Origin of the sequence: Mesorhizobium sp. M0037 (assembly GCF_040323635.1) — a bacterium.
In the GTDB taxonomy this organism is placed as follows: Bacteria; Pseudomonadota; Alphaproteobacteria; order Rhizobiales; family Rhizobiaceae; genus Mesorhizobium.
The window spans coordinates 34275-47306 of the sequence record NZ_JAMYVB010000019.1 but is presented as its reverse complement, the minus strand read 5'-3'; the positions used below and the strand labels follow the sequence as shown (position 1 = coordinate 47306).

11 protein-coding genes are annotated in these 13032 nt (G+C 62.5%); 2 read left to right on the top strand and 9 right to left on the bottom strand.

The window, feature by feature from the left end:
- Positions 1–97: 97 nt before the first annotated feature.
- Entirely contained in the window at positions 98–1177 is a 1080-nt protein-coding gene (locus NKJ78_RS24735; RefSeq protein WP_023691993.1) for a trypsin-like serine peptidase, read from the bottom strand.
- A gap of 402 nt (positions 1178–1579) precedes the next feature.
- On the opposite strand from NKJ78_RS24735, the gene NKJ78_RS24730 reads away from it, so the two are divergent.
- Positions 1580–2671, top strand: a complete 1092-nt coding sequence (locus NKJ78_RS24730; protein WP_023713445.1) for a S1 family serine peptidase — start codon at positions 1580–1582, stop codon at positions 2669–2671.
- Between the two features lie 80 nt (positions 2672–2751).
- Here NKJ78_RS24730 and mgrA read toward each other — a convergent pair whose 3' ends face one another.
- From mgrA to NKJ78_RS24695, 7 genes are all read right to left on the bottom strand, one after another.
- A complete protein-coding gene (mgrA, locus tag NKJ78_RS24725; protein ID WP_352460449.1) occupies positions 2752–3798 on the bottom strand; it encodes an L-glyceraldehyde 3-phosphate reductase in 1047 nt (348 codons plus the stop codon).
- A 57-nt stretch (positions 3799–3855) separates the two neighbouring features.
- The gene (locus NKJ78_RS24720) at positions 3856–4998 is read right to left on the bottom strand and encodes a Gfo/Idh/MocA family protein (RefSeq protein WP_023683032.1); all 1143 of its coding nucleotides are present in this window, start codon (positions 4996–4998) and stop codon (positions 3856–3858) included.
- A gap of 11 nt (positions 4999–5009) precedes the next feature.
- Positions 5010–5756 carry a sugar phosphate isomerase/epimerase family protein gene (locus NKJ78_RS24715; protein WP_023712315.1) on the bottom strand — a complete coding sequence of 249 codons (747 nt, stop codon included), beginning with the start codon at positions 5754–5756 and terminating at the stop codon, positions 5010–5012.
- 118 nt (positions 5757–5874) lie between these two features.
- Positions 5875–6975, bottom strand: a complete 1101-nt coding sequence (locus NKJ78_RS24710; protein ID WP_023686606.1) for an ABC transporter ATP-binding protein — start codon at positions 6973–6975, stop codon at positions 5875–5877.
- A gap of 5 nt (positions 6976–6980) precedes the next feature.
- Positions 6981–7916, bottom strand: coding sequence for a carbohydrate ABC transporter permease (locus NKJ78_RS24705; RefSeq protein WP_023669802.1), 936 nt, complete (start codon positions 7914–7916; stop codon positions 6981–6983).
- Positions 7909–8802, bottom strand: coding sequence for a carbohydrate ABC transporter permease (locus tag NKJ78_RS24700; protein WP_023669803.1), 894 nt, complete (start codon positions 8800–8802; stop codon positions 7909–7911). The genes NKJ78_RS24705 and NKJ78_RS24700 overlap by 8 nt, the downstream gene beginning before the upstream one ends.
- A gap of 81 nt (positions 8803–8883) precedes the next feature.
- Positions 8884–10122 carry an ABC transporter substrate-binding protein gene (locus tag NKJ78_RS24695; protein ID WP_023683028.1) on the bottom strand — a complete coding sequence of 413 codons (1239 nt, stop codon included), beginning with the start codon at positions 10120–10122 and terminating at the stop codon, positions 8884–8886.
- A gap of 392 nt (positions 10123–10514) precedes the next feature.
- On the opposite strand from NKJ78_RS24695, the gene NKJ78_RS24690 reads away from it, so the two are divergent.
- Entirely contained in the window at positions 10515–11558 is a 1044-nt protein-coding gene (locus NKJ78_RS24690) for a LacI family transcriptional regulator (protein WP_023824641.1), read from the top strand.
- 33 nt (positions 11559–11591) lie between these two features.
- Here NKJ78_RS24690 and gnd read toward each other — a convergent pair whose 3' ends face one another.
- Positions 11592–13019 carry an NADP-dependent phosphogluconate dehydrogenase gene (gene gnd / locus NKJ78_RS24685; protein ID WP_023737520.1) on the bottom strand — a complete coding sequence of 476 codons (1428 nt, stop codon included), beginning with the start codon at positions 13017–13019 and terminating at the stop codon, positions 11592–11594.
- Positions 13020–13032 lie beyond the last annotated feature (13 nt).

The following is a 13032-nucleotide window of genomic DNA, read 5'->3' as shown; positions in this document are numbered from 1 at the left end:
GAGGTGTTTCGATACAAAAAAACCGGCGGCAGGAACGTCCCGCCGCCGGTTTGGTAGTGCTGGTTATCGCCGCTGTTTGCCGGCGAAAGATCGGGCCTTATTTGTACAGGCTGTTGATCCACGCCACGTTGGCAGCGTTCAGGCGCACCGCAGTGTTGGCGTTGGGGCTTTCGGCCACGTTCACGCCGGTGACGACGCGCTGCTTGGCGCCATTGTCGTAGGCGTAGACCGAGCTGCCGCTCGACCCCGGATAGGTGTCGCAGTCGTACTGGAAATACTCCGCGCCGACGTTTTCGGCTTTCACTTCGCAGGTCGCCTTCCACATCGTTCCCATCGGCTTGTCGCCGGGATAGCCAACGATGTTTGCGGTGAAATCGCCGAGGTTCTCATAGTTGGCATAACCCAGCCAGCCGAGATTGGTGCCGACATCCTGCTTCAGCGTAATGATGCCGAGGTCCCACGGAATGACCGAGCCGTAGTAACCCTGATAATTGTCGATGAAGCCCTGCAGGATATAGACGCTCTCGTAGCTGAAAGCGCCAAACGGTGCATCGTCGGCGGTGTTGCCGTTGAGCGACGGCACGAAGATGACGTCGTCGAGCCAAGCCTTGTCTTCATTGCTGTAGAGGCAATGCGCGGCGGTGAGCACCGTGCGCGGACCGATCAGGGTTCCCGAGCAGCTGCCGTAACCGCTCTTGGCTTTGCCTTCGATATACCCGATCGCGGTGAACGGGTAGGTCTTGGTGTTCTTGATCTGCTCGCGATCGTCGGCCCCGAACACCTGGCGGCCGGCTTCGTCGCCGCCCGTCAATCCGGTCTTGTCGGCGTTCGGTGTGTTGGCGGGCGCGTTCAATTCCTTGATGACAAGGTCCTTCAGCGTCTCGCCTGCATCGATCTTGATGTCCTTGCCATCGGCGGAACGTCCGACGATGCCATAGGATTTGACCGCCGTGCCCTCGTCGGTCAGCGGCGCTGCCCGGCTGGCTTCATCTTCGGTCAGTTTCGGCGGCGCGATCGGCTTTGCACGGCCGGGCTGGTAGTCGCCCGTTCCGAGATCGCGCATGCTTTCGCCATTGCCGGCATTCGCTGAGCCGGGATCGGCGGCGAAGGCAGGCATCGTCCACAGTGCGGTGGATAGCAGTGCGGACGCAATGATAGTGCTTGTCAGTTTCGTCATGGTGAGACTCTCCCAAAAGTCAGCAAGGAGTGGAGCAAAATACAGAAATATTGTCGAGATCGTGGTGGAGTTAAAAAATTAGTTTGGTTACCCGCCCGTATCGGATCATCGGTCCGGGCGGCCTCGTTAAAGCCCTCCGCCAAACGCACCCGCGTCGATATACTGCCTAAAATAATCCAACATTGGCAATGACAAATCGCTTCCACGTAGCCCGTGGGGGGCTATAGGGTTTGGGTGGGCTCTGCCCGATGGGGCACGATTAGCAAAAGTGGTATTTCGGTTTTATGACCGCGCGGATGTCGTTCGTTCTGGCAGAAGGCGATCGAGGTACCGGTACCGCTTCTGTTGGTTATGCGTCATGGCGGCATGGCTCGGCATTTTTCATCTCAGGAGGGTTTCAAGGTGAACATTATCCATCGGTTCAGGCCGCTTGCCGCTGCATCGCTGCTGGGCATCGCGGCCGCTTTCCCCGCCGTCAACGCGCTCTATGCAGCCGACGACGCCGCCAGGCCGGAAGCGGCGGTCTCGCCGATGCAGCGCGTTGCCGAATCCCGGGACAAGGCCAAGGCCGAGAATCCCGACGGGGCCGACCGCGTCTATGGCGGCAAGGAAGCCGACAAAGGGGCCTATCCGTTCCAGGTGGCGCTGCTGACCAGCGCCCGGCTGGACCCCAGCCCGGCCTCGCAGCCGAACGCGCAATTCTGCGGCGGCAGCCTGATTGCTCCGCAATGGGTGCTGACGGCGGCGCACTGCCTCAACGACAAGGGCCGGCCGATTTCGCCCGACACGGTGACCGTGCTGACCGGCGCCACCGATCTTACCGAAGGCAAGCGCTACAAGGTGGTCGAGGTCATCGTCAACGAGGGCTACAGCGAACAGACGCTGGACAATGATCTCGGCCTGCTCCGGCTGGCGGAGCCCGCCGATGCGCCGGTCATCAAGATCACCAATGAGCCGACGCCAGACAGCGGCAAGACCACGGTCATCGGCTGGGGCAAGATGCAGGACGGCACCTTCCCGACCGCGCTGATGGTGGCCGATCTCGATCTCGAGCCGAGCGCTGCCTGCAACAGCGGCATCAAGTCGATCTATGCGCATGACCTGAAGGCGGCACTTGGCGATCTCTCGCATCGGATGCGTTATTCGGAAAAGGGCATCGATGCCGCCGCCAATGCGATCGCCGCCGATATGTCGGATCCGCTGACCAAGAACATGATCTGCGCCGGCACCGACAGCGGCGAACGCGACGCCTGCAACGGCGACAGCGGCGGTCCGCTGTTCATGACCGGCGCCAACGGTCCGGTCCAGGTCGGCGTCGTCTCCTGGGGCGAAGGTCCGTCCGACGGCACCGCCGCTTGCGGCCACAAGAATGCCTATGGCATCTACACGCGATTGGCCAACTATACGGGTTGGATCGAAGCCAAGATGAAGACCCCGGCTCCGGCAGCCGCGGCGGCGCCCAAGGCCGGTCTCGGCACGGCCAAGAAGCCCTGAACGGGCCCGAAGCTTGATAAACGCAAAACGGCGGGATCTTTCCCGCCGTTTTGATTCATGTCCGGTGCCGGCTGTTCCGCTTACTTCCGCGGCGGGCCTTTGCGCTCGGCCGACGCCGCCCACAGATTGATGTCGGACTCGCGTGCGTAAGTGTCGATTTCGGCGAGCTCGGCATCGCTGAACTCGAGCACCTTGAGCGCGCCGACGCAGTCCTCGACCTGTTCGGGCCGGCTGGCGCCGATCAGCGCCGAGGTGACCCGGCCCTTGCGCAGCACCCAGGCCAGCGCCATCTGCGCCAGCGTCTGGCCACGCTTGCCGGCGATCGCGTTCAGCGCCTGGATGTTGGCGATTGTCTTGTCGTTGATGAAGGCGGGCCGCAACGACTTGCCTTGGCTGGCGCGGCTGCCCTCGGGGATGCCGCCGAGATATTTGTCGGTCAGCATGCCTTGCGCCAGCGGCGAGAACACGATCGATCCGACACCGAGCCCTTCCAGCGTATCGAGCAGTCCGTCCTCTTCGACCCAGCGGTTGAGCATCGAATAGCTCGGCTGATGGATGATGCAAGGCGTGCCGAGCTGCTTCAATATGTCGGCCGCCTCGCGCGTGCGCTGCGAATTGTAGGACGAAATGCCGGCATAGAGCGCCTTGCCGGAACGCACCGCATGGTCGAGAGCGCCCATCGTTTCCTCAAGCGGCGTATCCGGATCGAAGCGGTGCGAATAGAAGATGTCGACATAGTCGAGCCCCATCCGCTTCAGGCTCTGGTCGAGGCTCGCCAGCACATATTTGCGGCTGCCCCATTCGCCATAAGGCCCTGCCCACATCTCATAGCCCGCCTTGGTCGAGATGATCAGCTCGTCCCGATAGCCGGCGAAGTCGGTGCGCAATATCTCGCCGAAGGCGATCTCGGCCGAGCCCGGCGGCGGACCGTAATTGTTGGCGAGATCGAAATGGGTGATGCCGAGATCGAAGGCCTTGCGCGCGATCGCCTGCTTGGTCTTGTGCGGCGTGTCGTTGCCGAAATTGTGCCACAGGCCGAGCGAGATCGCCGGCAGTTTCAGGCCGGATCGCCCACATCTGTTGTAGAGCATTTTCTCATAGCGGTGTTCAGCCGGCTGCCAGCGCATGGGTACAGATCCTGGATTGTATGGGTGTCGGCGCGAGCGCGCCGACACCCTTCTACCTCATTTCTGCTTCGCCAACAGTTCTTTTGCGTCCTTGACGCCGAGTGCAGCCGGCCGCTCGCAGCTGGTCTGCATGGCGACGAACTTGCCGGTCTCGCCCGACCGCAACAGGCCGGTCATGACGTCGACGGCATGCAGCGCGAGCTCCATCGAGCAACGATGCGGCCGGCCCTCGGCGATCGCCAGCGCCATGTCGGCAAGGCCTGCGGTGCGGTAGTTGGCCATCATGCCCTGGCCGTGCATTTCGTTGGGCACGCCGAACGGATGCTGCCATTTCGGCAGTTTCTTCACCGGTTTTGCCGCCTTGGTTATGCGCACGTCGCCACCGAAGAAATTCGGATCCGGCACGAACACCGTGCCCGTCTCACCATAGAGTTCCATCGGCGCGTGACCATGCGCCCAGACGTCCCAGCTGGTGTTGAGCGTGATCACGGCGCCGTTCTCGAACTCCAGCAGGCCGTGGATCGTTGTCGGCGTGTTGACCGGGATTTTCTCGCCCGCGCGCGGTTTCGACGAGATCGTGCGCTCCTTGGCAGGCGTTGTCGCGAAGGCCGCCACCTGCTTCACCGGCCCGATCAGCTGGATCAGGTTGGTGATGTAGTAGGGCCCGATGTCGAGCACCGGCCCGGCGCCCGGCTGGAAGAAGAAATCGGGATTGGGGTGCCAGTGCTCCATGCCGTGGCCCATCACATGACAGGTGCCGCTGGTGATCTTGCCGAGCGCGCCGGTGTCGATGAGGTTGCGCACCAGCTGGTGCGCGCCGCCGAGGAAAGTGTCCGGAGCCGAACCGATGCGCAGCCCTTTCTTCTCGGCCCGGCTCTTGAGGTCGAGCCCTTCCTTGACCGACAGCACGAACGGCTTTTCCGAATAGACGTGCTTGCCGGCATCGAGGATCTGCTTCGACACCCCGTAGTGCACCGCCGGGATGGTGAGGTTGACGATGATGTCGATCTCGTCATCCTTGAGCAGTTCTTCGACGGTCTCGGCGCGCAGCTTGAACTCCTTCGCCCGTGCCTTTGCCGCGTCCATGTTGATGTCGGCGCAGGCGCGCATCTCGATGCCGCGAAACAGAGGCGCCAGCGAGAAATACGCTTTCGAGATGTTGCCGCAGCCGATGACGCCGATACCCAGTTTCTTTGCCATGATGATTGTTCCTAGTAAGCCTTGACGGATGCGAGCGAGCGGCTGGCGAAGCGCTCGATGTCGTTGGGGTTGTCCTGTTCCATGACGTAATATTTGGCCGCGCTCTTCGCCCGAAGTGTCTTGATCAGGCCGGCCCAGTCGATGGTGCCGTGGCCGACATCCGCCCAGCCGTCCTCGTCAAGGCCTTCGCCTGACTTGGCCATGTCCTTGACATGGACGGCGCTGATGCGCTTGCCGTGCTTTTCGATCCACGGCAGCGGATCAACGCCGCCGCGGACTACCCAGGCGACGTCCATCTCCCAGCCGATGTCGGGCGCAGCCGACAGGATGTGATCCTGCGGCACCGAGCCGTCGGCGAGTGTCTTGAACTCGAAATCATGGTTGTGCCAGGCAAAGCCGTAGCCGGCTTTTTTTGCGATCTCGCCGACCTTGGCCAGACGCTCGCCAAAGCCGCGCCAGCCGGCAGCGTCGGCCGGCCGCTGCTCGGCCAGCAGATAGGGACAGATGACGAGCGTGATGCCGAGTGCGTCGGCTGTTTTGCGTACGCCGTCGAAATCATTCTCCAGCGCATCGATCGAGAAATGTCCGGTCGGCATCGAAAGCCCGTTCTTGTCGAGTTCGGCGCGGAACGCCGTGGGGTCGTCATAGACGCCGCCGAAACCTTCGACTTCCTTGTAGCCGAGCTTGCCGAGCATTTTCAGGATGCCGTCCCACGGCTGGAAATTGCGGGCGCTGTAGAGTTGGAATGACCAGTTCATCGTCTCTGTCCGTTTCTTGGGTGGTTAAGGCTTGGGGATGTTTTCGGGGGATCGTTTTCGCGAGATCGTTTTAGGGGGATCGTTCTTGGGAGGATGGTTTGCGGATGATTCTAGAGGGTCACAGGCGATTGCCGGTCGCAGCGTCGAACAGCGAGGCGCGCGCCGGATCGAAACCGAACTGGATCGGATCGCCGCTGCGCAGCGTCCGTTCCGCTTCGACGCGGAAGGAGAAGTTGCGGCCGGCAAGCTTGGTCCACACCAGCGTGTCGGAACCCATCGGCTCAACGATCTCGACCGAACCGCCGGCGGAAAACGGCATCGACTTTGCAGCGTCACCGAAAGCGATGTGTTCAGGCCGGATGCCCAGCACGCAAGCGCCGGCCGGGCGCTCCGTGCCGTCAAAGGTATAGCGGTCGAGCGGCACCGAAACACCGTCGGTCCTGAACGCCGGAGCAGCACCGGCTTCCAGCTCCCCTTCGAGGAAATTCATCGCCGGCGAGCCGAGGAAGCCCGCGACAAAACGGTTGACCGGCCGGTTGTAGATCGTCTGCGGCGCGTCGAGCTGCTGGATGACGCCGCCGCGCATGACCGCGATACGGTCGGCCAGCGTCATCGCCTCGATCTGGTCGTGGGTGACGTAGATCATGGTGTTCTGCAGCTTGCGATGCAGAAGCTTGATTTCGACGCGCAGTTCCGAGCGCAGCTTGGCGTCGAGATTGGATAGTGGCTCGTCGAACAGGAAGACGTCGACGTCGCGCACCAGCGCCCGCCCGATCGCCACGCGCTGGCGTTGGCCGCCGGACAAGGCCGCGGGCTTGCGCTGCAAAAGCGGCTCGATCTGCAGGATCTCGGCGGCGCGGGCGATGCGCTTGGCGATCTCGTCCCTGGGCACGCCGGCAACGCGCAGGCCGAACGACAGGTTCTTCTCCACCGTCATTTGCGGATAGAGCGCATAGGACTGGAACACCATGCCGATGCCGCGATCCTTGGGCTCTTCCCAGGTGACGTTCTTGCCCTTGATGAAGATGCGGCCTTCGGAAATATCGAGCAGCCCAGCGATGCAGTTGAGCAAGGTCGACTTGCCGCAGCCCGAGGGACCGAGCAGCACGATGAACTCGCCCTCTGCGACCTCGAGATTGAGGGTCTGCAGCACCGATACAGAGCCGAAATTCAGGGACAGGTCCTGGATCGAAACGCTGGTGCCGTTGGCTGCCGTCATCGCCATCACCCTTTCACCGCACCGGCGGCGATGCCGCGCACGAAAAGCTTGCCGGAAATGAAGTAGACGATGAGTGGCACAAGGCCGGTCAGGATGGTGGCGGCCATGTTGACGTTGTACTCCTTCACGCCTTGCACCGAATTGACGATGTTGTTGAGCTGCACCGTCATCGGATAGGTGTCGGGGCGGGTGTAGACGACGCCGAACAGGAAGTCGTTCCAGATGCCGGTCACCTGCAGGATGATGGCGACGACGAAGATCGGCAGCGACATCGGCGCCATGATCCGCAGGAAGATGCCCCAGAAGCCGGCGCCGTCGACCCGTGCCGCCCTGAACAGCTCTTCCGGCATCGAGGCAAAATAGTTGCGGAACAAAAGCGTGAGGATCGGCATGCCGAAGATGGAATGGACGATCACCAGGCCGCTGAGGCTGCCGTAGAGGCCGATCTCGCGCAGGATGATGACGATCGGATAGATCATCACCTGATAAGGGATGAAGGCGCCGACGATCAGGATGACGAAGAATGTGTCGGCGCCCTTGAAGCGCCAGTTGGCCAGCGCATAGCCGTTCACCGAGGCGATCGCGATCGACAGCAGCACTGACGGCACAGTGATGCGCACCGAATTCCAGAAGCCGCGCGAAAGCCCGTCGCAATTGAGGCCGGTGCAGGCCGTCGCCCACGCCTTCACCCACGGTTCGAACGTGATTTCGAGCGGCGGCGAGAAGATATTGCCCATCCGTATCTCGGGCATGCCCTTAAGCGAGGTGACCACCATCACATAGAGCGGCAGCAGATAGTAGACTGCCACCACGATCAGCGTGCCATAGAGGAAGATGTTGCGGCGCGAGAAGACATGCCGCGGCTTCGGCCCGCGCGGCCCCGAGGCTTCGCGCTCGGCGGCACCCGCGCTGGCGGGCAAAGGGACGGCCGGGTCAGCCACGCTTCCTGCCTCCGAATTCAAGGTAGGCCCACGGCACGACGACGATCACCACCGAGAGCAGCATCATGGTCGAGGCGGCAAAGCCCTGGCCAAGATTCTGTGCGAAGAACATGTAGTCATAGACATATTTGGCCGGCACTTCGGAGGCGATTCCGGGGCCGCCGCTGGTCTGGGCGACAACGAGGTCGTAGACCTTGACTATGCCCGACGCGATGATGACCAGCGTGGTGATGAAAACCGGCCGCATCATCGGGATGACGATGAACAGATAGGTCTTCCACATCGGGATCCCGTCTACCCGCGCCGCCTTCCAGATGTCCTCGTCGATGCCGCGCAGGCCGGCCAGCATCAAGCACATGATGAGCCCGGTGCCTTGCCACAGCGCCGCAATCGAAATGCCGTAGATGACGATGCTGGAATTGTAGAGCGGGTCGAAGTTGAAGCTCGTCCAGCCGAGGTCCCGCACCACATGCTGGATGCCGAAATCCGGATTGAGCAGCCACTGCCAGACCAGGCCGGTGACGATGAAGGAAAGCGCGAACGGATAGAGGAAGATGGTGCGGAACGTGTCCTCGAAACGGATCTTCTGGTCGAGAAGCGCTGCAAGCAGGAAGCCGATGACCAGTGAGAACACCAGCGAGATCGCGCCGTAGATCAAAAGGTTCTCGATCGAGATCAGCCAGCGCGGCGTCGCCCACAGCCGGTAATACTGGTCGAGCCCGGCGAAATTTAGCCGTGGCAGCAGCTTCGAATTGGTAAAGGAATAGAACACCGTCCAGACGGTGCCGCCGACGAAAACCACCGACGCGGTGAGGATCATCGGGATCGAAGCGACCTTCGCATTGAGGTTCCGGAACAGCGGGTTGGGGCGTTCGCTCTTGCTCATCTCGTCAGCCGGCTGGGTAAGGGCGGTGCGATCCCGGCCCTGCTTTCGCAAGGCCGGGAGCGAAGTGTATTGCCTCCAACGTCAGTCTGCCGAAGCGATGAGGTCGGCGAAGCGCTTCTGCGCGTCTTCGATGGTCAGGTCCGGCTTGGCGAAGAATTCGGCGAAGAGATCTTCCTTCTGCTTCTGGGTGTCCTGCGAAAGCAGTTGGTCAGTCCACGGAATGACGGCGCCCTTGGCGAGGATGGCCAGACCCTTCTTCATGCAGTCGTTCGCCGCATTGAGATCGACGTCACCGCGCACCGGCAGCGAGCCCTTCTTGAGATTGAAGGCGACCTGAGTCTTAGGGTCGAGCAGCGTCTCTGCCAACACCTCCTGCGCCTTGGACTTGTCGGCATCCTTGAGCAGCGGGAAATAGAAGGCGTCGCCGCCGGTGGCGATAACTTCGTTCAGACCGAGGCCCGGCAGGCAGGCATAGTCCTTGCCGGCGACCTTGCCGGCAACCTGGAACTCGCCTTGCGCCCAGTCACCCATGATCTGGCCGCCGGCCTTGCCGGTGATGACCAGATTGGTCGCCTGGTTCCAGTCCTGCACATTGGTGTTCTTCGCCATCTTGCGGGCATCGTCGGCGGCCTTGAAGACCTTGGCGATCTCGGGCCCAGCGGCGAACTTGGCGTCCTTGTCCTTGTAGACCTTGAGGAATGCATCGGTGCCGCCGACCGCCGCCAGCAGCACGTCGAAGGCGCCGGAAGATTGCCAAGCCTGTCCGCCGACAGCGAGCGGGATGATGCCCGCCTTTTCCAGGGCGGGCGCTGCCGCCACGAATTCATTCCAGTCCTTCGGCAGCGGCACGCCGGCCTTCTCGAACGCTTCGTTCGACAGCCACAACCACTGCCAGGAGTGGATGTTGACCGGCACGCAATAGATCTTGCCGTCGATGGTGCAGCTGTCGAGCAGGCTCTTCGGCCGCACGATTTCCGTCCACTTGCCCTTGGTGGCCACATCGGTGAGGTCGCGCATCAAGCCGGCCTGCACCAGTTCTTCGGCCTGCCGGCCGTGATTGAACTGGGTGGCGCCCATCGGATCGCCGCCGGTGATGCGGCTGATCATGATCGGCCGTGCCGTGCCGCCGGATCCGGCAATGGCGCCGTCGACCCAGTGATTGCCGGTCGCGTCAAAAGCCTTCGCGAATTCCGCAACCGCCGCCGCCTCGCCGCCCGATGTCCACCAATGGGTCACTTCCAGGTCGGTGGCGGCCGCCGGGCCGGCAAGCTGAAGCGCGGCCGTCGCGGCAAGGGCAGCGGTCAAAAGTCTATAGCGCATTTCGGTTCCTCCCAGAATCTGAAACGTTACAGATTTTCGATACGGCAATTATGCGGTGCGTGCAACCCCTGAGATAAACGCGCTCGAATGTTTTTTCGAGGCGCGAACAAATTCGTTGCGTGCGAACCGGCAAACTGCGCGCAAAACCGGGTGCTGCGCTGCAAAATCATGCTGCAGCGCAAGAAAACCGTCTCGAACCTGATTGTCGCGCTACGTTTCTGGCCGCCAAAACCCTGCCAAAACCATGGCTTGAGAGGCCCACGCGCTGCGATGTTGGAAATCTGTAACGTTTCAGTATATTGAGGCCTGACTGCGAAGAACCGTGCCACATCGTCATCGAAGCGATTGTCGGCTGGTCCGGCGGCTGCTATGCGCCTGACGGGGCGGGACGAATGGACAGGGACCAGACGGACAAGGACGACGAGGCGTCGGCGCATGAGCGGCCGACGCTGAAGACGCTTGCCTTCATGACCGGGCTCGGCGTCACCACCGTCTCGCGCGCGCTCAAGGATGCACCCGAGATCGGCGCCGAGACCAGGCGGCGGGTTCAACTCGTCGCGAGGCAGATCGGCTACCGGCCGAACCGCGCCGGCGTGCGCCTGCGGACCGGCAAGACCAATGTTATCAGCCTCGTGCTCAATACCGAGCGCGAGATCATGAGCTTTGTCTCGGACATCATCTACGGCGTCTCGGAGGTCATTGCCGACACACCCTATCACCTGATCGTCACGCCCTACTCGCGCTCGCAGGATCCGCTGGACCCGGTAAAGTATCTGGTCGAGTCCGGCTCGGCCGATGGCGTCATCATCTCACGCACGCAGCCCAACGATCCGCGCGCCCGCTACATGCTGGAGCGCGGCATACCCTTTGCCACGCATGGCCGCACCGACATGGGGCTTGTCCACCCCTATCACGACTTCGACAATTACGCCTTCGCCGCCGAAGCGGTGCGCCATCTGGCCGGCGTCGGCCGGCGCCGGCTGGCGCTGGTAGCGCCGCCGGTCGGGCTCACCTATTACGACCACACGGTCAATGGCTTTGCCGACGCACTGAGCGAGGTCGACGCCAGCGAAGTGCCGTTCAACGCCGTTTCGATCGACCAGTCGATCGATCAGATCAGGACGCGGACCGCGCAGTTGATGCGCCGCGACGTCAGGCCGGACGGTTTCGTCAGCAGCGCCGCCGCAGCGACGCTGGCCATTGTCGCCGGCATCGAGGATGCCGGCCTGAAACTCGGCCGCGACGTCGATGTCGTGTCCAAGCAATCGTCGGAACTGCTGCATCTGTTCCGCCGGGAGTTGCTGATCGTCAACGAAGACTTCCGCCTCGCCGGCACCGAGCTTGCCCGCGCCGTGCTGGGCTGGATAGGCGGCGCGGCACCTGGCTCTTTGCAGACTGTGGTCAAGCCAGGCGACGTCGTCGCGTATCAGGGCTGACTGGCACGACCTGAGAGGCCGCCTCACCTGACCCTAGCCGGCAGCGCCGCTGCCCCATGGGCCATGGAAAGCCCCCTGCTCGCCGATGCGCTCGAAGCCATGCGCGCCGAAGAAATCGCGCTGCGCCTGGATCAGGTTCGAGGTGCCGCGGCCCTGGCGGTAGCTGTCGAAATAGGCAAGTGCCGACGCCAGTGCAGGCACCGGCGAGCCTGCTTCTGATGCCTTGGCAACGGTGCGCCTAAGCGACGGATGCGCCTCCTGCATCATGGTGGTGAAAGCCGGCGCCATCAAAAGGTTGGTGGACGCGCCGCCCGAGCCGAAGGCTTCCGCCATGGTGTCGAGCATCTGCGAGCGGATAATACAGCCGGCACGCCAGATCTTGGCGATGGTCGGCATCGGCAAGTTCCAGTTGAACTCCTTCGAGGCGGCGCTCATCACCGCGAAACCTTGTGCATAGGCGGCGATCTTGCCGGCGAGCAGCGCCAGCTCCAGGTCTTTCAGAAGTGCCGCCTTGTCGCCAGAGATCTTGGTGACGCCGATATTGCCATAGGCTTTTTCGGCCGCCTGCCGCTCATCCTTGATCGAGGACAGCACGCGGGCCGCCACCGCCGCCTCGATCGCCGTCGCCGGAATGCCGAGCTGCTGCGCCTCGATGACAGACCATTTGCCGGTGCCCTTCTGGCCGGCACGGTCAAGGATGATGTCGACCACCGGCTTGCCGGTCTTTGCATCGTCCGCGGCCAGCACCTTGGCGGTGATCTCGATCAGATACGAATCGAGCCGGCCCTTGTTCCAGTCCTCGAAGACCTTGCCGATCTCCTTCGGCCCCATCCCGAGACCGTCACGCAGGATGCCGTAGATCTCGGCGATCATCTGCATGTCGGCATATTCGATGCCGTTGTGGATGGTTTTGACGAAATGCCCGGCGCCGTCTGTGCCAAGCCAGGCAGCGCACGGTTCATCCTTGAACTTGGCCGAGATCGCGGTCAGGACGCGTTCAACGCGCTTCCAGGAGTCTTCGGTGCCGCCGACCATGATCGACGGCCCGTGGCGCGCGCCTTCCTCGCCGCCGGATACGCCCATGCCGATGAAGGTGAGACCCGAGCCCGACAGTTCCGAAAAGCGCCGCATCGTATCGCGGAAATTGGCGTTGCCGGCATCGATGACGATGTCGTTGGCCGACAGCACGCCGCGCAGCGCTTCGATCTGCTCGTCGACCGGCTTGCCGGCCAGCACCATGATGATGACCGGGCGAGGCGGCTTGATCGCGGCTGCCAGTTCTTCCAGGCTGTAGCAGGGCACCACCATGTCCCTGAGCGAACCGGCGCCTTCGAGGAAGGCATCAGTGCGTGCCTTGGTGCGGTTGAAGACGGCGATGCGGTGCCCGTGCTCGGCAATGTTGAGCGCCAGGTTGGAGCCCATTGTGCCAAGGCCGATCAGGCCGATTTCGGCTTTTTCCATCGTTTCTTCCCTG